This is a genomic window from Acidimicrobiales bacterium (genome assembly GCA_041394265.1).
Taxonomy (GTDB): Bacteria; Actinomycetota; Acidimicrobiia; order Acidimicrobiales; family SZUA-35; genus JBBQUN01.
Window position 1 is genome coordinate 4,152,001 of the sequence record JAWKIO010000005.1, and the last position, 24,030, is coordinate 4,176,030.

Annotated in this window: 22 protein-coding genes; 14 read left to right on the plus strand and 8 right to left on the minus strand. The window is 66.4% G+C overall.

The window, feature by feature from the left end:
• Positions 1-42: 42 nt before the first annotated feature.
• From R2733_20020 to R2733_20035, 4 genes are all read left to right on the plus strand, one after another.
• Positions 43-1,401 carry a cytochrome P450 gene (locus R2733_20020; protein ID MEZ5378798.1) on the plus strand — a complete coding sequence of 453 codons (1,359 nt, stop codon included), beginning with the start codon at positions 43-45 and terminating at the stop codon, positions 1,399-1,401.
• Positions 1,398-1,721: a hypothetical protein gene (locus R2733_20025; GenBank protein MEZ5378799.1), complete on the plus strand. Its 324-nt coding sequence runs from the start codon at positions 1,398-1,400 to the stop codon at positions 1,719-1,721. The genes R2733_20020 and R2733_20025 overlap by 4 nt, the downstream gene beginning before the upstream one ends.
• Positions 1,721-2,539, plus strand: coding sequence for a hypothetical protein (locus tag R2733_20030; GenBank protein MEZ5378800.1), 819 nt, complete (start codon positions 1,721-1,723; stop codon positions 2,537-2,539). The genes R2733_20025 and R2733_20030 overlap by 1 nt, the downstream gene beginning before the upstream one ends.
• A 113-nt stretch (positions 2,540-2,652) precedes the next feature.
• A complete protein-coding gene (locus R2733_20035; protein MEZ5378801.1) occupies positions 2,653-3,807 on the plus strand; it encodes a hypothetical protein in 1,155 nt (384 codons plus the stop codon).
• A 68-nt stretch (positions 3,808-3,875) separates the two neighbouring features.
• Here R2733_20035 and R2733_20040 read toward each other — a convergent pair whose 3' ends face one another.
• Positions 3,876-5,006 carry a protease inhibitor I42 family protein gene (locus tag R2733_20040; protein MEZ5378802.1) on the minus strand — a complete coding sequence of 377 codons (1,131 nt, stop codon included), beginning with the start codon at positions 5,004-5,006 and terminating at the stop codon, positions 3,876-3,878.
• A 176-nt stretch (positions 5,007-5,182) separates the two neighbouring features.
• Here R2733_20040 and R2733_20045 point away from each other — a divergent pair, with 176 nt between their 5' ends.
• The gene (locus R2733_20045) at positions 5,183-5,893 is read left to right on the plus strand and encodes a BON domain-containing protein (GenBank protein MEZ5378803.1); all 711 of its coding nucleotides are present in this window, start codon (positions 5,183-5,185) and stop codon (positions 5,891-5,893) included.
• 37 nt (positions 5,894-5,930) lie between these two features.
• Complete coding sequence (locus R2733_20050) at positions 5,931-6,335, plus strand: nitroreductase family deazaflavin-dependent oxidoreductase (protein ID MEZ5378804.1); 405 nt, start codon at positions 5,931-5,933, stop codon at positions 6,333-6,335.
• A gap of 17 nt (positions 6,336-6,352) precedes the next feature.
• On the opposite strand, the gene R2733_20055 is transcribed toward R2733_20050, so the two are convergent.
• The 3 genes from R2733_20055 to R2733_20065 form a co-directional block, all read right to left on the minus strand.
• Positions 6,353-6,940, minus strand: coding sequence for a TetR/AcrR family transcriptional regulator (locus R2733_20055; GenBank protein ID MEZ5378805.1), 588 nt, complete (start codon positions 6,938-6,940; stop codon positions 6,353-6,355).
• 10 nt (positions 6,941-6,950) lie between these two features.
• Positions 6,951-8,585, minus strand: a complete 1,635-nt coding sequence (locus tag R2733_20060) for a DHA2 family efflux MFS transporter permease subunit (protein ID MEZ5378806.1) — start codon at positions 8,583-8,585, stop codon at positions 6,951-6,953.
• A 135-nt stretch (positions 8,586-8,720) separates the two neighbouring features.
• Positions 8,721-9,113, minus strand: coding sequence for a hypothetical protein (locus R2733_20065; GenBank protein ID MEZ5378807.1), 393 nt, complete (start codon positions 9,111-9,113; stop codon positions 8,721-8,723).
• Between the two features lie 159 nt (positions 9,114-9,272).
• On the opposite strand from R2733_20065, the gene R2733_20070 reads away from it, so the two are divergent.
• From R2733_20070 to R2733_20095, 6 genes are all read left to right on the plus strand, one after another.
• On the plus strand, positions 9,273-9,752 hold the full coding sequence (locus tag R2733_20070) for a hypothetical protein (protein ID MEZ5378808.1): 480 nt from the start codon (positions 9,273-9,275) through the stop codon (positions 9,750-9,752).
• Positions 9,749-10,489: an RES family NAD+ phosphorylase gene (locus R2733_20075; GenBank protein MEZ5378809.1), complete on the plus strand. Its 741-nt coding sequence runs from the start codon at positions 9,749-9,751 to the stop codon at positions 10,487-10,489. Before R2733_20070 ends, R2733_20075 begins: the two co-directional genes overlap by 4 nt.
• Before the next feature lie 29 nt (positions 10,490-10,518).
• On the plus strand, positions 10,519-11,232 hold the full coding sequence (locus R2733_20080) for an endonuclease/exonuclease/phosphatase family protein (protein ID MEZ5378810.1): 714 nt from the start codon (positions 10,519-10,521) through the stop codon (positions 11,230-11,232).
• Between the two features lie 70 nt (positions 11,233-11,302).
• Positions 11,303-12,334 (plus strand): 2-oxoglutarate and iron-dependent oxygenase domain-containing protein, encoded by a 1,032-nt coding sequence (locus R2733_20085; protein MEZ5378811.1) that lies wholly within the window; start codon positions 11,303-11,305, stop codon positions 12,332-12,334.
• A 23-nt stretch (positions 12,335-12,357) separates the two neighbouring features.
• Positions 12,358-13,980: an alpha-glucan family phosphorylase gene (gene glgP / locus R2733_20090; protein ID MEZ5378812.1), complete on the plus strand. Its 1,623-nt coding sequence runs from the start codon at positions 12,358-12,360 to the stop codon at positions 13,978-13,980.
• A gap of 142 nt (positions 13,981-14,122) precedes the next feature.
• Positions 14,123-14,314, plus strand: coding sequence for a hypothetical protein (locus R2733_20095; protein ID MEZ5378813.1), 192 nt, complete (start codon positions 14,123-14,125; stop codon positions 14,312-14,314).
• Positions 14,315-14,494: 180 nt separating this feature from the next.
• On the opposite strand, the gene R2733_20100 is transcribed toward R2733_20095, so the two are convergent.
• Together R2733_20100 and R2733_20105 are read right to left on the minus strand one after the other, a co-directional pair.
• A complete protein-coding gene (locus tag R2733_20100) occupies positions 14,495-15,745 on the minus strand; it encodes a DUF222 domain-containing protein (protein ID MEZ5378814.1) in 1,251 nt (416 codons plus the stop codon).
• 452 nt (positions 15,746-16,197) lie between these two features.
• Positions 16,198-17,229: a phosphotransferase family protein gene (locus R2733_20105; GenBank protein ID MEZ5378815.1), complete on the minus strand. Its 1,032-nt coding sequence runs from the start codon at positions 17,227-17,229 to the stop codon at positions 16,198-16,200.
• A gap of 226 nt (positions 17,230-17,455) precedes the next feature.
• On the opposite strand from R2733_20105, the gene R2733_20110 reads away from it, so the two are divergent.
• Positions 17,456-17,803, plus strand: a complete 348-nt coding sequence (locus R2733_20110; protein MEZ5378816.1) for a hypothetical protein — start codon at positions 17,456-17,458, stop codon at positions 17,801-17,803.
• A gap of 286 nt (positions 17,804-18,089) precedes the next feature.
• Here the strand turns inward: R2733_20110 and R2733_20115 are convergent, their stop codons facing one another.
• On the minus strand, positions 18,090-18,224 hold the full coding sequence (locus tag R2733_20115; GenBank protein MEZ5378817.1) for a hypothetical protein: 135 nt from the start codon (positions 18,222-18,224) through the stop codon (positions 18,090-18,092).
• Positions 18,225-18,352: 128 nt separating this feature from the next.
• Positions 18,353-19,069, minus strand: a complete 717-nt coding sequence (locus R2733_20120; GenBank protein MEZ5378818.1) for an HNH endonuclease — start codon at positions 19,067-19,069, stop codon at positions 18,353-18,355.
• A gap of 433 nt (positions 19,070-19,502) precedes the next feature.
• Between R2733_20120 and R2733_20125 the strand changes: the two genes are divergently transcribed.
• Complete coding sequence (locus R2733_20125) at positions 19,503-23,786, plus strand: carboxypeptidase regulatory-like domain-containing protein (protein MEZ5378819.1); 4,284 nt, start codon at positions 19,503-19,505, stop codon at positions 23,784-23,786.
• Positions 23,787-24,030 lie beyond the last annotated feature (244 nt).

Consider the following 24,030-nt stretch of genomic DNA (forward strand, 5'->3'; position numbering starts at 1 on the left):
CAAGCGATCTAGCATCGTCGAGCGATCGAAGGGGACCACGCAATGACTGACGCCACCCAGCGCGCGGCGGCAACGAACGCCGAGGGCAACTCCTATCACCAGGCGCCCACCGTGGTGGCCGGGGCGCCCGCCGGTTGTCCGATGCACGCGTCGTGGTCGCCGCTCGACACCGACTATCTGGCCGATCCCTATCCCATCGCCGCTGCGCTGCGTGACGAGCATCCCGTCTTCTATGCCGAGGAGCTGGGCCATGTGGTGGTCACCCGGATGGAGGACATCGAGCACGTCTTCGTCAACCCCGACATCTTTGCGTCGACCAACGTGCAGGACCCGCTGTTCCCGTTGGCGCCCGAAGCCGGCGCAGTGCTGGCGGCCCCGGACTTCGATCCGCAGGCGGTCATGTCGAACCGGCCCGAACCGGATCACGCTCGCATCCGGGTCTACACCCGTCAGGGGTTCTCGAACCGTCGGCTGAAGTCGCTCGAGGGCTACATGCGTGACCGGGCCACCCGGCTGCTCGACGAGATGATCGCCGGCGGCTCCCCGGCCGAGTTCGTTCAGGCGTTGGCCTTCCCGTTGCCGGCCGAGATCGTCTTTCGTTTCATCGGCTTCCCCGAAGAAGACGACGCCATGATCAAGAGCTGGTGTGGCAACCGCAAGGCCTTCTCGTGGGGACAGCCGACCGCGGCCGAACAGACGGCGATCGCCGAGGGCATGCTCGACTACTGGCGCTACTGCCGCGAGTTCGTTGCCGGTCGACGTGACCATCGAGCCGACGACTTCACCTCGGAACTCCTCGACGCACACGACGCCGATCCCGACCCGAGCAACGGCACGGGTATCAGCTACCGCGAGGTCGAGTCGGTTGTCTACGGCATCTCGTTCGCCGGTCACGACCCGGTCACGGCACTGATGTGCAATGCGTTGTTGTGCCTGCTCCCGAGGCGAGACCAGTGGGACGCCCTGTGCGCCGACCCCTCGCTGGCGGCCGCCGCAGTGGAAGAGACGTTGCGGTTCGAGTCCAGCCAGGTCTCGTGGCGCCGCATCACCACCCAGGACACCACGCTCGGCGGGGTCGAGCTTCCGGCAGGCACCCGACTCTTCCTCAACTTCGCCGCAGCGAACCACCAACCCGACCTGTTCCCCGAACCCGGTGTGTTCGACATCCACCGTCCGGAGGCGGGGCGGCACATCTCGTTCGGCAAGGGCATCCACTTCTGCCTCGGCTCCGGACTCGCTCGCATGGAGGCCCGCATCGTGCTCGAACTGCTGTCACAGCGTTTGCCGTCGCTGCGCCTCGCCGACGATCAGCACTTCGACTACTTCCCGAACATCACGTTCCGGGGCCCCAACGCCCTGCACCTCGAGTGGGACGAGCAGCCCGAAGGAGCACGAGCATGACCCTGTACGCCGTCCAGAAGTTCCTGTTCGAGATCAACCGGTCCGAAGCGTTGCAGCAGGCGTACACCAACGACCGCCGTGCCGTCCTCGAACCGTATGACCTCACCGAGGAGGAGATCGGCGCCTTGGTCGAACCCGACATCGGCCTGCTGTTCCACTTCGGCGTCAACGGCCAGATCCTCATGCACTTCGCCGCCTTTCATCAGATCGAGTGGCCCGACTATCTGCAGCGGATGCGTGATGGCATCATCGAACATGGTCCGGTCCGTGAAGGCGTCTACGCCATGACGACCGACCCAACACAGAAGGTGATCAGCTGATGCCCCTCGTCTTCGCCGGCGTGTGCAGTCACGCCCCCGGCATCATCGGCCGGGCCGACCAAGCCGACCCCATCGCCCGCGACAACGTCTACCGGGCCTTCGACGACATGCGCGACGCGCTCGAGGCGTCGCAGCCCGACGCACTCGTCATCGTCGCCGCCGAGCACTTCGCCAACTTCTTCATGAACAACATGCCGTCGTTCGCGCTTGGCATGGCCGACTCGTACCGGGGGCCGATCGAGGACACCGGCTGGCTGGGCATCGACAAGGTCACCGTCCCCGGCAATCGAGACCTCTCGCAGCGGTTCATCACCGAGGTGATGCAGAGCACCGACATCGCCTACGCCGAGGAGTGGCTGTTCGATCACGGGATCATGGTGCCGCTGCACTTCCTCACGCCTCGCTACGACCTCCCCGTCATCCCGGCCAACATCAACTGTCAGGGGCCACCGCTGGCGCCACTGCATCGGGCGTGGGCGTTCGGCGAGGCGATGCGCCGTGCCGCCGACTCGGTGCCCGAGCGCATCGCACTGATCGGCACCGGTGGTATCTCTCACTGGCCGGCCACTCCCGACTCCGGCAAGATCAACGTCGAGTGGGACCGCGACTTCCTCGACCGCTGGGCCCGCAACGACCGAGACGCGCTGCTCGACTACGACGACCTGTCGATCTATGCAGAGGCCGGGCAAGGCGGGTTCGAGATCCGGACGTTCCTCGCCGTGAGTGCGGCCGCCTCCGGTGCAAAGGGGACTGTCCACCTCTACGAGCCGATCCCGATCTTCTCGGTCGGCTGCACGGTCGCCACCTACGCCCTCTGACTGCTCGAACGTTGAGCAGGTGTTGATCACCGGGGACAACCCGGTTGAGGTCGCGCCGCGACGATCGCAGCACATCGACGCCGCCTGCGGCGTCACGAGGCAAGGAGCGACCAGTGTTCGATGCCGTCACAACCGAAGGTCTCCGCGAACTCGCACGCACTACGACCGGCCACCACCTCTCGGTCTTCATGCCCACTCATCCGCCCGGTGCACCGGCGAGAGCCCAGGATCCCATCCGTCTGCGTCAGCTCCTCGACCGGGCCCGGGACCAACTGGTCGACCTCGGGATGCGGCGCCCGGATGCGGAGGAGTTCCTCGCTCCGGCCACCGCATTGGTCGGCGACGCGGCCTTCTGGACCGGGGCCGGATCCGGCATTGCGGTCTTCCTCGATGCCGACGGGCTGCGCCACTACCGGCTTGCGCATGCGCCCGAACCCCGCAGCGTCATTGCCGACCGCTTCCAGCTCCGACCGCTCGTGCCGGCCGTCGCCCACAGCGATCACTACTGGGTGCTGTCCCTCAGCCAACACGACGTGCGGCTCCTGCGCGGCAACCGCGCCGAGGGCCTGCGTCGCATCGGTCTCGGCGACGTGCCGACCTCGCTCGAAGAGGCTCTACGGTTCGACGACCGTGAGCGCCAACTCCAGAGCCATGCATCGAGCCGAGCGGGCGCCGGCGGCGTGGCGATGACCATGCACGGTCAGGGCGGCATCAAGGACACGACCGATGACGAACGCACCCGGTTCTGCCGGATCGTCGACGGCTACGTTCGGCCGTTGGTGGAGGGCGGGACCGAACCGATCGTGCTCGCCGGCGAGCGTCGCCTCCTCGACGAGTTCCGCAAGGTCTGCCATCTCGACCGGCTGGCGCCACGCGATGTCGTCGGCAACCCGGATCACCTGACCGATCAGCAGTTGGGCGATGCGGCCTGGGACATCGTGAGTGACCTGATCGAGCAGCAGCTGATGGACGACACCGAAGTGTTCAGCGCTGCGGTCGAAAATCGGGTGAGCTCCCTCGACGAGACCGTGCTCGCTGCAATCGACGGCAAGGTCGACACGGTGATCGTGCCCCTCGGTGTCGAGCACCTCGGCGAGCTCGACCTGCGGGACCGGGTCGTCATCGACCGCCCCGCCGGTTCGGCCGGCGTCGGCGATCTCTATGACCTGACCGTGGCCGAAGTGCTCCGTCACGGCGGCCGAGTCCATGCGGTCGACGCTGCCCTGGTCCCGGGCCCCGGCCCGGTGGCGGCCACGTTGCGGTACTGACCGCAAGGAGTGCCCAGCCCAGGGGCGCCAGGTTCCTCCAACCACCTGGCGCCCTTGCCGCGTCTGGGCTACTCGGCGAACAGGACCCGGATGACGCCGGCCTCCCAGACGCTGCCGTCCTCGGCGCTACGAGCGAGGAAGACGGCAGCGCCGCCGCGGGCGTCGACCGTCGGCACGGCGAAGGTCTCGGTGAAGTCGCCGAACTCGCCGTCGCCCCGCCCGGTCACGTTGCCGGAGACGATCGGCTCCACGAGTCCATCCGCCCGCAGCAGCACCTCGACGTTGCCCTCGAAGGTCCGGGCCCGGCCGACCACCGTCATCTCGCCGGTGAGTGCGTCGAGCGCGCCCGGCTGATCGATGACGATGTTGCCGCTCGCCGCACCCAGCACCCACCAGGTGTCATCGGCGCCGAGCTGGCGGACGAACACGGTCGTGGCCGGGCCATCGACCCGGTTCCGCACCTCGATCTCACCCGAGCGGCTGTCACCCTGCATGAATTCGCCGACCACCGGATCGGTGAAGCCGACGAAGTCGACGGCAAAGCTGGTGGCGGCAGAGGTCGGATCGGTGAACCGCTGCGCTCCCGGTCCGTCGGTGGCGCCTGCCCATGGCCAGACCGCCGATTCGTAGGCCGACAGATCAGTGGTCGTTGTCGACGCTTCCGTGGTCGTCGTGCTCGTGGTGGTCGTGGTCGTGGGCGGCGCCGTTGCCGTTGTCGTGCCGGGCGTCGAGGTCGTGGCGGGCGGCCACGGGGTGCCGTCGATGCGCACGATGTACTCGACCACTCGCTCGGGCACCACCGGGTCGTCGAACGGGCGGACGTAGCTGAGCCGCAACATGCCCGAGCCGGAGGCCATCGCCTCGAACACGAACTCCTCGACGCCGCCCGAACCGACGACGTTGCCGCTCGTGTCGTCGGCTCGGTAGGTCGACGACACCAGGGTCAGGCCGTTCGGCAGTGTGGTGTCGTCGATCGCCCATGAGTACCCAGTGGTCGGATTGGAGGCGAGCTGCAGGGTGAACCGGTCGCCAGTGTCGAGAGTGATCTCGCTCCCGGAGTCGGTGTCGGTGAACACCGCACCAGTCTCGCCGCCGTCGCTACTGCTGCCGCCGCAGCCGGTGAGTCCCAAGAAGAACAGCGCCAGGGCGAGCAGCGGAGCGAGCGCCCGGCGGGGGAAGGGGGACAGGTGCGTGGTCATGGCAGGCTCCTTTCCCGCGAGCGTCGGCCCGAGGGATGACCGGCAGCTGTCCGGACCATCAACATCCACTCAATCGCGGCCGGGCCGGCGGTTGATCGAGGATTGATCCCGATCTGGCACCGCCGTGATGGTGGGGCGCGACGCTGCCTGCAGGCAGCACCACCGGGAGGTTCGCCATGAACGTGCGTGAGCAGGAACAGGCCCGCCGAGACGCCAGATTGCAGGCGTCGATCGTGGCCGAACTCGATTGGCATGCGCTGATCGACAGCAGCCAGCTGGCCGTCACGGTTGACCATGATGTGGTCACCATCGTCGGCACGGTGCCGAGCGTGGCCCAGAAGCTCGTGGTGCTCGACACGGTCGAGTCCGTCGAGGGCGTTCACGACATCGTGAGCGAGATCGACGTGAAGCTGCCGGCTGCTTCGAGCCGTCCCGATGCCGAGCTGCGAGTCGCCGTCGACCAGGTGCTGACCTGGGACGCCCTGGTGCCCGAGCAGGACCTGACCCATCAGGTCCTCGACGGTTGGGTCACCCTTCGGGGCACGGTGCCGACGGCCAGGCAGCGGCTCGAAGCCGAACGCCTGGTCTCGCATCTTCTTGGTGTTCGCGGTGTCACCAATGAGATTGCGGTGGCCGAGTTGCCGCTCGACCCGGCGACGGTCCGAGCGGCACTCGAAACGGCGCTCATGCGCCACGCCAAGCATGCGGCCAACCACATCGACCTCGTGGTCGAAGGTAGCCACGTCACGCTGACCGGCTCGGTCGAGTCCGGCCGAGAGAAGCGAGCCGTCATCGGTGCGGTCAGCCACGCCCCCGGTGTCGAGGCGCTGTGCGCCGAGCTGACGGTCCGGCCGAAGGAGTACGACGAGACGGCCTTCGTCGGCTGAGGGGTGCTCGGGCGGTGCCAGTCGCTATGTTTCAAACATGAACGATTGGAACGCTCGAGTCATTGCAGAGTTCAGAGAGAACGGTGGCAAGGTCGCCCAGTTCGGCGATGCGCCGCTGGTGATCCTCCACACGATCGGGGCCAAGTCGGGCCAGCTGCGGGAGATCCCGCTGGTGGCGCTCGACAACGAGGATGGCTTGACCGTCTTCGCCTCCAAGGCCGGCGCCCCCGACAACCCCGACTGGTACCACAACCTCAAGGCGACCCCCGAGATCACGGTCGAGTACGGCACCGAGTCGTTCACGGCCGATGTTGTCGAACTGCCCGAGGAGGAAGGTCAGGCCCGGCTGCGGCGCCAGGCCGAGCTCATGCCGCAGTTCGGCGAATACATCGAGTCGGCGGCGCCCCGGGTCATCCCGGCGTTCTCGATCACTCGCAAGTAGTCGACGTCGATCGTGCCTCAAGCCGGAGGGGAAGGCACGATCACCGCGAGGAGGCGACGAACGAAGTCGGCATCGAGGGGCTCACGAGTGAGCAGATGCCGATAGACGAACGGGCCGATGGTGACATCGATCAAGACCTCGATGTCGGCATCGGCCGCCAGTTCGCCCCGTTCCACCGCCCGCTCGAAGATCTGGCGGAGGGGGCGGCGGCGGTGTTGCACGTAGGCGTCGAGTGAGTCGGCCAGCGCCGGGTCGTGGCTGCTGGCTTCGATGAGGTGGGGGAGGATGTTCGCCATCTTCCCGCCCTTCTTCCGGCGGGCCAGTTCCGTGACGTAGATGACGAGGTCGTCGCGGAGGTTGCCGGTGTCGACGTCGTCGAACGGGCTCATCGCCGTGGCGAGCGCATCGAGCACGAGGGCTTCCTTGTTGGCCCACCGCCGATAGATCGTCGCCTTCGACACCCCCGCTCGGCACGCCAGCTCGTCCATCGACATGCCGCCGATGCCGACCTCGCCCGCCAGTTCGAGCGTCGCGGCGAGGATGGCCGTGTCGGCTTCGGCCGAGCGGGGCCGCCCTCGCCGGGGTGATGTCGTGCTCGCAGCCACGGTGTGGATGCTAGTTCCCGGCGACCGGCTGGCGTAGGAGGTCCAAATCCTCGAACGCCGGCGGCGCCACCAGTCGTTCCTCGGGTGAGGCTGCCGGGCTCGTCGAGTGCGACGGCAGGAACTTCCAGGCGACGATGGCGGCGAGACCGACGACCACGACCGAGATCCGCAGCCCGGCCGACATGGCGTCGACGAACGCCTGGTTGGCGCCGGCAATGAAGTCGGCGCTGCTGGTGCCCAGCCCGGCGCCCACCTTCTGGGCGGCGTCGAGCGACAGCTGGGCCGTGGCATCGGTCTGGGCGTCGAGTCCGAACCGGCTGCCCAGATCGATGATGCGGCTGGTGTAGACGCTCGACACGGCTGATCCGATGATGGCAACGCCGAGGGCGCCGCCGACCTGGCGAGTCGTGTCGTTGATCGCCGAGCCGACCCCGGCCTTCTCACGGGGGAGTGAGCCCATGACGGCCTCGGTGGCGGGGGCCATGGTCATGCCCATACCGCACGACATGACGATCAGGAACGAGATGACCACCGGGTAGGGCGAGTCGGGGGCGACCGTCGACAGCAGGCTCAGGCCCACCATGATCAGCCCGAGGCCGATGAGGACGACTCGCTTCGTGCCGAGCTTCTCGACGATGCGGGCCGAGGTGGGAGCGACGATCATCATCGTCATGGCTTGCGGCAACAGCCGGATGCCGGCCTCGAGCGGCGAGTAGCCGTGGATCAGCTGCCAGTACTGAGTCATCAGGAACAGCGACCCGAACAGGGCGAAGAAGACCATGGTGATGGTGGCGCTGCCGGCGGAGAACCGGGCGTTCTTGAAGACGCTCGTGTCGAGCATCGGGTGGTCGGTGTGGCGCTCCCAGGTGATGAAGCCGACGAGGGCAGTGAGGCCGACAGCGAACCCGGCGATCACCTCGTTGCTGGTCCAGCCCTTTGACGGACCCTCGATGATGCCGAACAGCAGGCTGGCCAGACCGACGATCGAGAGCAGGGCGCCGATCGGGTCCAGCGTCGACTGCTCCGGGTCCTTCGAGGTGGGGATGAGGAAGGCGCCGAGAACGAGCGCCGCCAGACCGATCGGCAGGTTGACCCAGAACACCGAATGCCACGAGAAGTGACGGAGGAGGAAGCCGCCGGTCATCGGGCCGATCGCAACGCCGAGGCCGGAGAAGCCGGCCCACACCGCAATCGCTCTACCCCGCTCCTTCGGGTCACGGAAGACGTTGGTGAGGATCGACAGCGTGGCTGGCATGATCAGCGCACCGCCGATGCCCATGAACGCTCGGGTGGCGATCAGTTGCGTCGCCGTCTCCGACATCGCTGCCGCCGCCGAACCCATGCCGAACAGCACGATGCCGAGCTGCAGGGCGCCCTTGCGGCCGAAACGATCCGACAGGCTGCCCGTGGTGAGCAGGAGGCCGGCGAAGACCAGGACGTACGAGTCGATGATCCACTGGATCTCGGAGTTCGTCGCGCCGAGCTGGGTGTAGAGCGACGGGATCGCCACGTTCAGGATCGTGTTGTCCATCACGATGATGAGCAGGCTCATGCACAGCACGGCGAGGATCAGCCAGCGCCGTTCGTGCACGGCCGGATCGACGTCGTCATCGAGCGGTCTCGTTGTGGGGTTCGTTGTTGCCATGTCTCGGCCTTCTGACGGGGGTGATTTCGATACGAAACCGGACCGTATCGAATATCGGTGCCGAAGGAATAGTTCGAGAGGCAAAACGTTTGGGTCGTGCGTCACACCCTCGTCAGGGCGAGCGGGTGGCGAGCGTCAGCGCTCGTTGGCGAGGTGCGTTCGGGCCACTTGCTCGGGCGCACACGCCAGCCAGGCGTCGGTGATCGCCATCCGCAGCTCGGCCGGGTCGGCTGCGGCCAGCTGCACCAGCACCGCCGGGAAGTTGTCGAAGTGGGCGATCGTGAAGAAGCCGTCGTTGCCGGCGGCGAGGATGGCCGCCTTCTCCGACAGGTCCTCCGTGATCAGGGCCAGAATCGGCCCGCTCGGGATCGGCTTGTCACCGAACCGGCCGATGTCGGCCTTCGTGAACGGCCGCTCCCACGCAAACGCCTTCTGGTCGACGAACCAGGTCCGCATGCGATACCGGCTGCCCTCGGATACCTCCGGCATTGCCGTGATCATCGAAATGGCTTCGTCGAGACTGACCATCGTCACACCCTACAAATGGGCCGAATGGCCAGGCCACGGGCGGATACGCCCAGTCCGAGGAAGCCCGACCGTGCACTCCTCGGAACGACGGGTCATGACGGCAGCGGTAGAAGCCGATAAAGTTGTAGGGAACTTCTACGGTTTCTACGGAGGTTGGAGATGGCGGTTCCGGTGTACGCCGAGTCCATGATCGATGAGGCAGTGAGTCGACCGGCCTCTCCGATGATCGAAGCCCGCGTGCTCAACGCCATTCGGATCCGTGAGTCGCGCGTCGCGCTCGTCGCAACGGGCGCGTTCACCGTCGCTGAGCTTGCACGCGGCCGTGGCACCTCTGCCGCCGCTGTTCACGCTTGGCTACGGCGTGCCGTCGAGCGGCATCGCCTGCTCTCGATCAACAATGGGGGCGAGGTTCTGGTGCCCGCGGTGCTCCTCGACGAGGCTCTCGACCCAGTTCCGGAGTGGCAGCCGGTCCTCGAGGTGCTCGCTGCGACGGGACTCGATGACTGGCAGCAATGGTCGTGGATCATGAGTCCCTGCTCGTGGCTCAGTGACCAGGTTCCCGCCGTCGTCATGGCGGTGAACCCCGAGCGCGTGCTCGCGGCAGCCGTGGACCAGGCTGAAGCAGCGAACGACCGTTGACGGCGGCGCAGTGTCGTGACCAAGCGCGGTGCCCGGTCGGCGACCCTGGCGCGCTTCGATCGGTCCGTACGCTCTCCATCGACGCCGGCGAGATTTGGCACAACGTCGGGTCGGTCGAGCACGACGACATCTTCAACAGCTCGGGCAAGGGGAACGGGCGCTTCTCGCCCCTTCGCAGCGGGGGCAACGGCGAGCCACTACCGCACCTCTATCTCGCTCGCAATCCGATCGGCGCCCTCCTCGAAACTGTGCTGCACGGCTTCACAGCCGCCAATCGAGAAGTCGTCGCGGGACGGGATCTCGTGGGGCGAACACTGCGATCCGTCGAACTTCCCGAACGGCTACTCGTCGCCGACTTGCGTGACCAGGAACTCGAGCGCCTCGGCATCGACCGTCGGAGCCTGGTGTCTTCAAGCAGTGAGCACTATCGCTGCACGCAGGAGTGGGCGTACCGAATTCGCTCGCTCAAGCCCGGCGGCAGATCGCTCGCCGGCATCGTCTGGAACTCGCGAGTCGCGGAGATCGTCTCGACTGTCGCTGCGCCCACGACGCGCGCCCTACTGGTGCCGCCGCTGACCGAGGTGTGCGTCGTCTACGGGGACAGGACGACCGCGCCTCCAACCCGCTGGGGCTCCGAGGTCACACGATCGGACCTCATGGTCGGTCCCGGGCTCGAGCTGGTGCTCGACCTGGTGGTGCAGCAGCTGGACGGCTTCGTGACCGGTGCGATCGGCTGAGTCCGATCCGCGTCTTCTACGGTTCAACCATGACGACCCGGCTGGTCACCTGGAACCTCGAGCGGAAGAAGCCATCGACACCACGAGGCGCGGAAGCGCTCGACTACGTCTTCGGACTCGGCGCCGATGTCATGGTGCTGACCGAAGCGAGGACCTCGATGCCTCCCCGTGAGGGCCACCTGCTCTGGTGCGAGCCGCCGAAGGGAACGCACTTCGGTGAGGACGAGCGCAAAGTCCTGGTCTGGTCGAAGAACGAATGGACCGAGATCGACCGCGTCGGCATCGAGGGACTGGACGGGACGAGGTTCATCTCCGGAACCACCCAAACGCCACTCGGCCCGCTGCGGGTGATCGGCGTCTGCATCCCGTGGCACATGGCCGAGGTGAGCTATCCGACCGGCGAGAAGCGCAAGCCGTGGGAGCTGCACATCCACTTCCTCGGGCGACTCGAGGAGCTGATCGGCGGGTTCGACGGGCCGACCGTGATCGCCGGCGACTTCAACCAGCAGGTTCCAAGAGTCTCGTATGGCCGCAAGGACGCAGCCGCTGCGCTCACCCGAGCCTTCGCACCGCTCGACGTGGTGACTTCTGGCCACATCGAAGGAGGGCGAGGACCGGGGATCGATCACATTGCCATCTCGCGAGATCTCACTGCGCGCAGGGTGTGGGGATGGGCCAACGACGTGACCGGCGCTCGACTCTCCGATCACGACGGAGCGGCCTGCGAACTCGAGCTTGGGTAGAAGTCCCGGAAATGGTGTCGTCATGCCGCCGGAACCGGCGTGTCATAGGCTCTCCATAGTGTCTGACGCCGTGACTCACGCCATCGATGTGCCGCTGATCGACCTCTCCGACTGGTTCACGGGCGACCCGATCGCTCGACAGCGGATTGCCGACGAGGTCGACGTCGCGGCTCGGGGGCTCGGCTTCATGCGCCTTGTCGGCCACGGGATTCCCGCATCGACCATCGACAGCCTGACCTCGGCGATGGACGACTTCTTCTCCCAACCCATCGAGGCCAAACTGCACATGGTCGCTCGGCCCGAGATCAACCGGGGCTACTCGCCTCCTCGTTCGGAACGACTCAGCTACAGCCTCGGGCTGGCGTCGCCCGAAGACCTCTTCGAAGCGTTCAACGTCGGCGCCTCGATCGACGACCATCCCGGACTCGATCTCGATCCCGTCATCTACGCCACCAATCTGTGGCCCGACGTCGACGGCTTCCGTCCCGGCGTCGAGGAATGGTTCGAGGCTGCTCGCTCCGTGGCCCGCACGATGACCTCGGTCTTCGCCCTGGCGCTCGGGCTCGACGATGCGTTCTTCGACTCGTTCACCGATCACTCGATCGACGTGCTGCGGATGAACAACTACCAGATCCCCGACGGCATCGAGCTGGTCGAGGGCCAACTCGGCATGGGGGCGCACTCCGACTATGGGATCGTCACCGTGCTGTGGGCCGACCCGGTCGCCGGGCTCGAGATCCTGCCCGAGGGGCGCAGCTGGTGTCCGGTCCAGCCGGAGGAGGGTGAGCTGCTGATCAACCTCGGCGACCTGCTCGCCCGCTGGACCAACGATCGTTGGCGCTCGACACTGCACCGAGTCGTCCCTCCCCGCAATGCCGCCGGTGAGCTCATCGGCCGCCGCTCCGCCGCCTTCTTCCACGACGGCAACGCCGACGCCATCGTCTCCACTCTCGATCCGTGCCGGTTCGCCGACGGGTCGAGCGAGTACGACGACGTCACCGTCGCCGAACACCTCGCCCAGAAACTCGCCGGCTCCCGAGGCCTCGACCTCAACGAACACGCCGAACGCGAAGCGTCACGAGTCGTGGCCGCCGATCGATGACCGCCGGCAATACAGTTCCGGCCATGAGCACTGAAGAGCTTCGCGTCGCCTACTTCTGCATGGAATACGCACTCGAGAACGACCTCAAGTGGTACGCCGGTGGGCTCGGCATCCTCGCCGGTGACTACCTGAAGGGCGCCCACGACGAGGGCCTGCCGATCATCGGTCTCGGTCTCAAGTGGAAGCAGGGCTACACCGACCAGTACGTCGGCGACGACGGCAAGCCCTACGACAGCTACACCAACCGTGAGTACGACCTCGACGACACGGGCGTGACGGTCAACGTCACCATCCGTCAGCGCGACGTCAAGGTGAAGGTCTGGAAGACCGAGGCCGCCGGCAACTCGCCGCTGTACCTGCTCGACACCGACCTGCCCGAGAACCACTCCGACGACCGTTGGATCTGCGGTCAGCTCTACGGCTGGTTCAAGGAGGAGCGGCTGGCGCAGGAGATCGTGCTCGGTGTCGGCGGTGTCCGGGCCCTGCGGGAGCTCGGTATCGACATTGACGTCTACCACTTCAACGAGGGCCACGCCGTGCTCGCCGCCCTCGAGCTGATCGAGGAACACAAGTCGTCCGGCCTGTCGTTCGAAGAGGCGTGGCGTCGCACCCGCGACGACGTTGTGTTCACCACGCACACGCCGGTCGTCCAGGGCAACGAGAGTCACGACCTGCGCACCATGGAGTTCATGGGCGCGTTCCTTGGCCAAACCCAGGAGCAGATGACCCGCATCGGTGGCGACCCGTTCAATATGACCGTGGCGGCGCTGCGGGTGTCACGCAAGTCCAACGCCGTCGCCATGCTCCACGCCGAGACGGCCAACTCGATGTGGCATCACGTGTCGGGGCGCAGCGAGATCGTCGGTATCACCAACTGCATCCACAAGCCGACCTGGGTCGACGATCGAATTACGGCCGCCTACGAAGCCGGCGAGCCGCTGCTCCCAGTCCACAACGAGATCAAACGGGAACTGCTCGAGTTCATCGAGGAGCGAACCGGCGCCGTGCTGCGCGAGGACCGGATCCTCGTCGGCTTCAGCCGGCGTGCCGTGCCCTACAAGCGCAGCGACCTCATCTTCACCGAGCGGGAGCGGATCGAGCCCTACCTCGCCGACGGTCGACTCCAGATCGTCTTCTCCGGCAAGGCCCACCCCCTCGACGACACCGGCAAGGGCATCGTTGCCAACATCGTGTCGATGATGAAGGAATACCCACAGGCCGTGGTGTTCCTCGAGAACTACGACATGAACATCGGCCGCATGCTCACCCGTGGATCCGACGTCTGGCTCAACAACCCCCGTCGACCCCAGGAGGCCTCGGGCACGAGCGGCATGAAAGCCTCGATGAACGGCGTCCTCAACTGTTCGATCCTCGACGGCTGGTGGCCCGAAGCCTGCATCGACGGCGAGAACGGTTGGCAGATCGGCAACGGCTTCGAGTCCGACGACGACGCCGAGCTCGATGCCAACGACCTCGCCTCGCTCTATGAGGTCATGCTCGGCAAGGTGCTGCCCACCTACTACGACGACCCCGCCACCTGGGAACAGATGATGCGGCGCAGCATCGAGACCACGTGTGAGCAGTTCGCCGTCAAGCGCATGCTCAACGACTACTACGCCAAGCTCTATCGCCCCGACGCTGTCTGATTCGCCGGCCTGAGGTCGCACGTCAGAAACGCGTCAGCGCTTCGTGTTCTCCGGTTCACAGGATTCGGGTGCGGGGGGGCGACGGCATCGGCTTGAGTAGAGGTCGTAGCCCGCACGATCTCGTCTGAACCGGAGTGACGCCATGGCCGCCACCGCCCGAAGTGACAGCTTGTACTCGATCGCCAGGACCAAGCCGGCCGCCCGCGTCCCCCTGGCGCCCGTGTCGAGCCTGCTCGAGCGGGCCGGCGTGATCGACAGCGCTGCGGGCGACAGCGGGACGCAGGCTGCAGTCGAGAGCAACCACAGAGGATCCGAGGCGATCGATCTCCGCTGACCCTGGCTGCTGTCGCTTGCACAGGGCATGCGAGTGGCCTGTGTCGACCTTCGGCGCTACGAGTTCCGCGCTCAGCATTCGCCGTCCACCCGAAGCCGACAGGCCGGGATGGCCCTCGATCTGACCTCCGGGCGCGGCAATGGCCCCGCCTGGGGCGGGGTGCCGGGTGATTCAGTTGCGTCAGGTACTCGGGGGCCAGAGTCCGAGGTTTTCGAGCCGGGTTTTGTGTCGATGGCATGGGGCGCAGACGGTGGTGAGGTTGGTGGGCACGGTGGGGCCGCCGTCGGTGTGTCGGATGGTGTGGTCGGCTTGGCAGTGCACGGCTGAGGTGTCGCAGCCTGGTGATTGGCAGTGTCGGTCTCGGATGAGGGCCCCGATGCGTTGGTCCCGGCCGAAGAGTCGTTGTTTCTCGGATCGTGTGAAGTCGCGGGTGGCGGTGTTCATCACGAACAGTTGCACGCGTCCGGCGATGGCGAAATCGAGCGCATCGGCCGGTGCGATCGAGCGTCCGTGGGTGGTGTGGCAGCGGCGGGTCGTGACCCGTTCCATCACTTCTTCGGACGTGAGGGGCCGACGCACAGGCTCTTCGCCTCTGGCTGCGGCGTCGCGTTGTTCGGCTTCGTCGGCCAAGGTCTGGTGGTCGGCGACGATGTCGGCGCACACGTTGGTAGTGGATGGGTCGGCACCGATGCCGTTGCGGATGAGTCGGAAGAGGGCGTCGTGTCGCCGTTGGGTGTCGGTGCGGAGGAGGTCGTCCATGGTGGCGTCGTCACCGACGCGTGCTCGTGCGTCGGCCCAGTCGGCTTCGAACAGTTCGTCGACCAGGACCTTGAGTGCGGGTTCGACGGTGGCGTACACCGCAGTCGTGGTGAGGACCTCCAACAGGACTTGTTGTTGGACGGGGTCGGTGGTGACCATCGACCGATCCGCGTAGGCCTTGGCGGCGTGGTCGTTGGGGTCGATCGGGTCGACCAGCTCTTCCCATGTGGCGAACAGTGCCCGGCACTCGTACCACGGGTAGCTGGCGAATCTGATCAGCCCGTCGAGGTCGCGGGCGAGGAACGGCCGTAGGCATGGCTTGTTCCAGATCCGCCAGAACAAATCGAGGTGGTGTTCCCCGATGCGTCCGTCGCGGAACGCTGCACCGAGTTCGGGATGGGTGCTGAACAGCAGTGAGCCACGGTTCAACACCGCTCCGGCAGCACCCTTCGCCATGCGCAACGAGTCGGCGAGCCACAACGCTTCGTTGCGGTGCTGATGGATCGACGGGCCTTTGCGGCGTTTCGCTTCGGCGCAGAGCTCGTAGTAGTCGGCCTTGGCCTGCCGAGCGGCGGTTTCGGCGGCCAGCATCCGTTCATGGAGTTCGGCGCGTGAGAGCCCGGAGAGGTCGCCGGATCCGTCCGCCGTGTTGTTGGTCCCGCCAAGGATCATGGGTCAAGGATATCGAACATGTGTACTGTAAACAACACTGACACAGCTATTTGTTATGAAGTAGATGGACTATAGAGAGAAGCAAGCGAGCATGAAGGTCAACGTCCGTAGTCAGCGCGCAGACCTCGACTCCCGTGGGCAGCCCCCAGGCGACGCTCAGCTACGAGAGTGTGATGGTCGCGGCGACGCCCGAGTGATCGCTCAGCACGAGTCCGTCGGCTGCGTCTTGCGCCAGCCCTCGGCGCTCGATACCACCGACCGGCCCGCCGGGGGAGCGGCGCACACGTGATCGATCGGCGGGTCATCGAGATGGTCGGAGGGGATACGGTCTCGGTGAGGCACGACATCTCGGCCGAAGCGATGGCGTCCCGAAGCTGCGCCCGGCCCTTGTTGGTCCCGTAGTAGTGCCGCCCGCCCAGGTTGTGGTTGAGGTCGCCGACGACGGCCTCCGGTCAGCCTCGAGCGGCGTCGAGTCCCGCTTGGGCCGAGATCTCGACGCCGAGTCGGAACGCGTCGAGGTCTTGGTCTTGCTCGCCCATGTTGCCGTCCATGTAGCGGCGCAGGACACCTTCGGCGATCGCCGCCGAGCGCCAGGCGTTGAAGGCCATCCAGTAGTCGAGGCTCTCGATGCTGCGTCCGGTCCGCTCGGCGTAGCGATCAGTGAGGTCCTGGCGGGTGGGGAAGCCGCCGACACGAGTCGGTGGTTCGGTGCTCGAGCTGATGGGCTCGCCGGGCTCGATCCACGACCGGAGGAGGTAGGCGAGGTCGGCCATCGGCTCGCCGAGGGTGCACAGCTCCCAATCGAGCATGGCCGCCACCGTGCCGTCGTGGTTCAGCAGGGCGTTGCCGAGACGGAAGTCGCCGTGGACGATGCGGACCTCGTCCGACGGAGCGGGTTGGTTTGCGACCAGCCATTCGTGGAGTTCGGTCATCGTGTCGAGCTCGCGGGTCTTGGACGCGTTCCACTGCCGCTCCCAGCGGCGGAGTTGACGGTCGAGGTAGCCGTCTCGGCGTGACAGGTCGCCGAGGCCGACCTCGTCGACGTCGACTCGATGGAGCTCGGCGAGCGCGTCGACCAACGAGAAGCCCGCCGTGCGCCGTTCGTCGTTGCCGGGGAGGATGCGGGGAACGTCGGCTCCTTCGTTGAGCACGCCGCCGGGGACGAACGCCATCACGAAGAACGGAGCGCCGATGACGTCGGTGTTGTCGCAGACGCCGAGGACGGGGGCGACGGGAATGCCGGTGTCTTGCAGGGCGGCGACGATGCGGTGCTCACGGACCACGTCGTGAGCCGACTGCAGCACATGACCGAGCGGAGGTCGGCGCACGACGACCCGAGTGCCGGCGGTGTCGTCGACGAGGTAGGTGAGACACGAGTGGCCACCCTCGACCCGTGACGCCGATAGCGGGCCAACCAGCTCGATGCCGTTGGCCGCTGCCCACGCACCGAAGGCCGTGAGATCGAGTCCGTCGGGTGATTGCATGAAGGCCCCTTGCCGTCGTGGCGAGCGGTGAGATCAGCCGCGCTCGCCGAGCGGAAGTCCGGCCGAGGCGAGTTGCGGTTCGCCGATCCTACGGAAGACGCTCGCCCGGCTCGAATCGAGAGTCGGTATCCGCAGCCGGCCCACTGCCCGGCCGGGCCTTGGTGATGATGGTGCGATTGGAGCCGGTGCTCCCCATGCCTTGCCAGTCACCACGGAAGCGCCCACAATGGGAATCACCGAAAAGCAACGTCTCGATCTGCGCCAGGAGTTCGAGCGTGTGTTCTCGAATCCACATTTCGCCGAGATTGCGATGGAAGCCACGCCGCCTATCGACTACGACCGCCTTGCCACGAAGGACGATCTCGCTGCGTTGTCGCAGGAGCTGCGGGGAGAGATGACCGGCCTCCGGGGCCAGATCGCCGAATTCCGGGGCGAGGTGGCTGGTCTCCGGGGCGAGGTGGCCGAACTCCGGGGCGACATCAAGTCGGACCTGGCCAACATGACTCGCCTGTTGTTCGCAGCACAGCTGACGACGATGGTGATGCTCGGGGCCTGGGTCACCGCTGTCGTCTGACCCGCATCAGCAAGAGAGGATCCGCTGCGCTGAGTGAATCGCCGGCGGAACCCTTCGCGAATGGCCGACGGTCGTTTGTGCAGTGCGGTTCAGCAACTGGCTCGACAACAGCCAACCCTCAGGAGTCTCCTGGAGAGCCGAAGAAGCAGCGCGAGCAGCGCTGGTCGGAGACAGAACTGGGATTCAGGCGCAAGAGGTTCCGCTGGCCAGGAGTCGGTGTGAGCGGGTCGGTGGGCTGACGCTCGCGCTCGGCTCGAGGTCAGGGGACAGATCGGCCGCAGCGTGGTCACGCACCCCACTGGCCGGTGGCGTCGGCCCGGAACAGACACTCCTCCACGTCGGTCGGCTCGACGCCGAGCGCCGCCGCCCACGAAGCGAGCGTGTCGATGTAGCTCCGATACACCGTGGGCTTCCAAGCCATCGGAGAGAACTTCAGTCCGGCGCGAGTTTCGACCGACCTGCTGACGATCTGGTCGAGGATGAGTCCGGGTGCGGCGCCCGGGCACTGTGGGATGAAGCGGAGGAACTTCGATCGTCCGGTACCTGCACCTAGCGAGCGAGAAACGATTCGTACCGCTCTTCGAGCGCGGTGACATTGGGTCGGTCCAACGGACGATGCGGTACGAGCAACTTCTGTTGGTCAAGCGCCTGAAGGCCGTGACGTAGCATGGGACCGTCCACCTCGTCGAGCACGTCCTGTCGGACCTGGAGGACGAGGTCGGGTCGAATGCCGACGATCTGTTGGTCAAAAGCAGCGTGATGGATTTTGCACAGCGCCAGTCCGTTGGACGTCGCAGTCGAGCCACCGAGTCCATCTGGCTTGATATGTGCAGCGTCCAACAATTCGGTGTGCTTCAGACTGCAGAAACCGCATGACCGGCGATATGCCCTAAGTACTCGCTGACGAAACTCGGCCTGGTGAAGTCGCTTCCTAGTGACGACTTCGTAGTAGCGCCGCTCGGCGACATCGACGGTGCCAGGGTCGAGTGTCGAGGTGAAGTTGCCGGGATCCGCCATCATGACCTTCACAGCAAGCTCGGACGGGTGGTCCTCGATGACAAACACGGGCCACGTCGCCTGGTACCAGCCTGGCTCGAGTCCGTGCAGGTAGATGAGGCCCTTGCCGTGGATCATGGTCTGACGAAGGCCGACGTTGTCCCGATGGTTCGGATCTGTTCCTCGGTAGCGGTACGTGAGGAGACCGTCGGAGTCGAACTCGTCGTCATAGGGAGCGGGTCGGCTTCCCTTGATTGGCGCCGTCGTCATTGAAAGTGGCAATGCCATCTGCCTTGGCTTCCAGATTCCCGAGGCTCCGGCGAGAGTGATCAGCTCGCCGTTGACCACGCACTCCTGCGTCAACGCCCTCCAGCTGATCGGTATGCGGCCAGCGTCAGTTCTCGTCGCGAGAAACTGGAACGCAGCATTCCGCAGCTGGTCATCCAACGAGTCCGTCGCCACGGGCCAAGATTAGTGCGCGACGAGTCTCCTCGCCGATGCAGGTCGCTCGCGGTCGCCTCGTCGACCAATCGCCGAGAGCTACAGGCTCTTGGCTGACGCCCGCCACGATTGATCCCAATGGATCATCTGCGACGAGTCGCAGCTGCCGACTGGCGTGGGTATGGCAGCGGCATCGATTTCCTCTCCTTCGCGACGGTCGACGATCGGGCGGGGGCGAGCATTCGCCTACTCGATCCTGGCAATGGTCATCGCTGCGGTGACAGTGCTTGCCGTCGGCGCTACGACCCCGGCCGGTGCGTCGATATCGACCGGCGAGATCGACGGCACCGTCATCGCCCCCGGAGGCGCACCTGCGGATGGCGTCACCGTCTACCTGTGGGCGTTCGCACCCGACGAACCGCTCGACAGCACCACGACCGACGGCAACGGCGACTTCACCTTCGCCAACGTGGCGCAAGGTAGCTACAACGTCGAATACGTCGATCCTCGCTACGAGCGGATCTTGCACGGCGGCGAACCGTCGCATCCGACGAGCAACGTCGCCGTCACCGCCGGTTCGGTGACGACCCTGAATTGGCAGCTTCGCTCGGGTTCGTCTGCCAGCGGGCAGCTGGTCGACACGAATGGCGACCCGATCGAGGGCGCAACCGTTCGCGCCCGTCTGACATCGCAAGGCGGTCGCCCGTCGAACGAGTCGATATGGGTCGCTGACGCGGCTGCGCCCAACTGGAATTCGCTGCGGTGGTCGTCGACGACCACCGGCGCCGACGGGCGCTACACCCTGCCCGGGCTGGCCTACGGCGACTACATCCTCGAGTTCACCGCCCCTGGCTTCACCACTCAGTACTGGGACGGCTATCTCACCCCGGCCAATGCTCTGCATATCGAGCGCGGTCGGCAGCTCGTCGGCATCGACGCCGTGTTGAGCGCCTCGGTCGCCATCACGGGCGTCGTAACTGACGGAGACGGCGCACCCGTCGCCGGTGTCGACGTCGTCGCCACCGGTGCCTACTCGTTCGCCGGGAGCTGGGGCGCAGTGAGCGGACCCGACGGCAGCTACCGCATCGACGGCTTGATGCCGTCCACGTACACCGTCGACTTCGGCGGTGAGCCGGTCGGCTACCACTCGGTGGCCGGCGTCACTGCGGGAACGCTCGCCGCCGGCTCGACCGGGGTCGTCGACCAACAGCTCGACCGCATGGGTTCACTGACCGGCACGTTGATCGGCGACGACGGCGAACCGGTGGCCGACATGATGGTCGGCCTCTACGGCGACTCGCCGTACTTCCCCGAGTACTACACCTACAGCGCGACCGATGGCTCGTTCGAACTGCTCGCACTGCAGCTCCGCACCTATCCGCGCCTGCACATCGGCAGTGTGGCCCCGCTCCCGACCGCCTACCTTCCGCTCGACGTCACCGACGGCCTGACAGTGACCGACGGGCTGGCGACCGATCTCGGCGTCGTCACCGTCGCCGTCGGCGCTGTCATCACCGGACAAGTCTTCGACGATGGTGGCTCACCGGTCGCCGGTGTCACGGTCACCGCAGGGGGCGTCTCGGGCGCTCGCTCGCATCCGTCCGGTGCCGACGGTACCTATGTCATCGGTGGCCTTGCCGACGGGACGTACGAGGTATCGAACCAGTCCGACGGCTCCGTCGGTGTGGCGACTGTCTCGAACGTTGCCACCGCGCTCGGACAACCGGCGACCGGGGTCGACCTCGTGTTGCCCGAGCCGGCGGCGACCGTTGCCGTCACCGGCACCGTCGTCGATAGCCAGGGGCAGCCGATCGCCGGTGTCAACATCACCGCCAGTCACGAGCTCGGCTACTGGACACGACAGGGAGTCACCGGCCCCGATGGGACCTACTCGGTCGAGCTCGGCCTGGGCGGCAACACGATCGTTCGCGCCAATGGCGGCAGCGTCGGCTACGGGTCGGCGGTCAGCGACGCGGTGGTCGAGGGGAGCGTCGGCGCCGAGGGTGTCGACTTCGCACTGACCAAGCTGCCGTCGATCGTTGGCACCGTGAGCGGTCCCGACGGTCATCCAATCGCCGGCATCCGCGTGGGCGGGTCCTGGTCGAACGTCGAGACCGACGCCCAGGGACACTATGAGTACCTGTGGGCCTCGCCCGGCGACTTCGCACTCGGTTTCGCCGATCCCAGCGCCAGGTTCGCCCCGTCGACCCAGATCGTCACGGTCCCCGCGGGAGAGTCCGTCACGACCCTCGACGTCCAACTGGCGCACGGCTACACCCTCAGCGGTCGTGTGTCCGGTCCGAACGGCGAGGTCGCCCCGGATCTCACCGTGCAGCTGCTCGATGGCGACGGTGCGATCATCGACACGGCATCGACCAGCTCGGTCGGCACCTACGCCATCTACGGCGTGCCGACCGGTTCCTACGTCATCCGTGTGATCGATGATCGGCCCAGCCCGACGTGGGGTGAGTCGTACCTCGACGACGGCGCAGCGGTCGTGGTCAGCGGCGCCACGAGCGGGCTCGACATCGAGCTGGTGCCCAACGGGACCATCTCGGGTCGCGTGACCAACGAACTCGGTGCCAGCATGGTGAACGCAGAGGTCACCGCAGTCCGACACGACAGCGGTCTCGCCGTGGCCGTCGCAATGACCGACAGCGGCGGCAACTACACACTCTCCGGACTCGGTTCGGCGTCCTACGACATCCGCTTCGACGGCGACGCTGTTGGCGCCGAGTGGTACGACGACGCCCTCGACCGGGCTGGCGCGCTGGCGGTCGTCGTGCCGGCCGGCGGCTCGATCACGAACATCGACGCGAGCGTGGGACCGGAGACGGAGGTGTCGGGGACAGTCACCGACGTCAACGGTGATCCCGTCGCCAACCTGGCCATCACCACCGTCCCCGTCGACGGTGACAACGTCGTCGACTGGGCCTACACCGGGGCCGACGGCACCTATCAGCTGTCGGTCGATCCGGGCAGCTACCACATCGTCACCGGCGAGCAGGTCGGCGTCGCCGCCACCTGTTACGGCGACACCGTCGACCGCTCGGCGGCGATCGCGGTCGACGTGGCTCGGACCGATCTCGTCGACATCGACATCGAGGTCGCCCACGGCGCCACCGGCACGATCTCCGGCGTGGTCCTCGATGGTGATGGCGCACCGAGCGAGGGCGGCGCGGTCACCGTTCGCAACGTCGACACCGGCGAGACGTATCAGTACTTCCCGGGCGGCGATGGCCTGTGGTCGGTGCTCGTACCCGCGGGGGCCTACACCGCCGAGGTCTACGTCTACGCCAGCGACGTCACGTTCGTCCACGGTGGCGACACCCCGACGGTGTTCGAGATCGGCGACGGGACGACCATCGACAACGTGGTCCTGACACTCGACGGCTCCACACCGGAGGTGACACCCGGTGCCGGTGTCGTCGCCAACGCCGATGCCGCCTCGACCGATGAAGACGTCGCTGTCGTGGTCGATGTGCTTGCGAACGACGTCGACCTGGCCGATCCCGTGGTCACCATCGTCACCTCGGCTGACCACGGCACGCTCGACGTGTTGGCCGGCGGCACCGTTCGCTACACGCCGAACGAGCACTGGCACGGTGTCGACGCCTTCACCTATCAGGTGTGTACCAGCGCCTCGGCCTGCGACTCAGCCATCGTCACCGTGAGCGTGGCAAGTATCAACGATCGGCCCCTTGCGGTCGACGATTCCTACTCGGTCGCCTCGGTGAACGATCCGTTCGTCACACCGGCCCCCGGCGTCCTTTCGAACGACAGCGACGTCGACGGCGACGCACTGACCGCCGAGCTCGTCACCGGCCCAGCCCACGGCACCGTCGTGGTCGGATCCGACGGAGGCTTCACCTACACCCCCGACGGCTCGTCTTGCGGCTCAGAGACCTTCGAGTACCGGGTGAGCGATGCGGTCGACACCGATACGGGCACCGTGACGCTCGAGATCACCTGCCCGGCAGCCACGACGACCACCACCACGCAGCCAACCACCACCACGACCCAGCCCACCACGACGACGACGCAGCCCACGACGACCACGACGACCCAGCCGACCACGACGACGACCACCCGTCCGGCGACGACCACGACGACGGCAGCGCCCGTGCGACGCGATCTGCCGCTGAACGATGCGACGTCGTTGGCGGAGGTGATCGAGTCGAGGGACTACGTGCCCGACCGGGACGCCGACACCATGCGGCTGTACCGGGCGTTCTTCGATCGTGATCCCGACCTGGCCGGGGCCAAGTACTGGTTGGTCGAATCACGTTCTGGCATCAACTACGACGACGTCGCCTGGGGCTTCGCCAACTCGACCGAGTTCCAGCAGACGTACGGTGGTGGCCTCACCAACCGGCGCTTCCTCGAGATCGTCTACACGAACGTGCTCGGTCGCACGCCCGACCCGGTCGGGTTCAACTACTGGCTCGCCACGATGGATGCCGGCCTCGATCGACATCTGGTCGTTCGCTGGGTGGCGGCAGGGCACGAGTTCGAAGCCCGCTTCCCGTATCAGCCGAGCAGCTGATCGGAGCCGTGGTCCGCTGCGGCTGGCTGAGCGAATCGACGCCGGCCAGCCGCAGATCTCGGCGCCCGAGTCGGAATCGCAGTCGGAACACCGCCTGTCCATGACATCGGTGGTGGCACGGTGCCGTTTTCGGTCGCCAGGCACGAACAACGCAAGACCTGAGTGGATCGGCCGATAGGTCGTTCGAACTATTTGTTGCGACGGTGGGGAACTCGATTCGAGTGTCCACCGTCTCAGCTCTCGA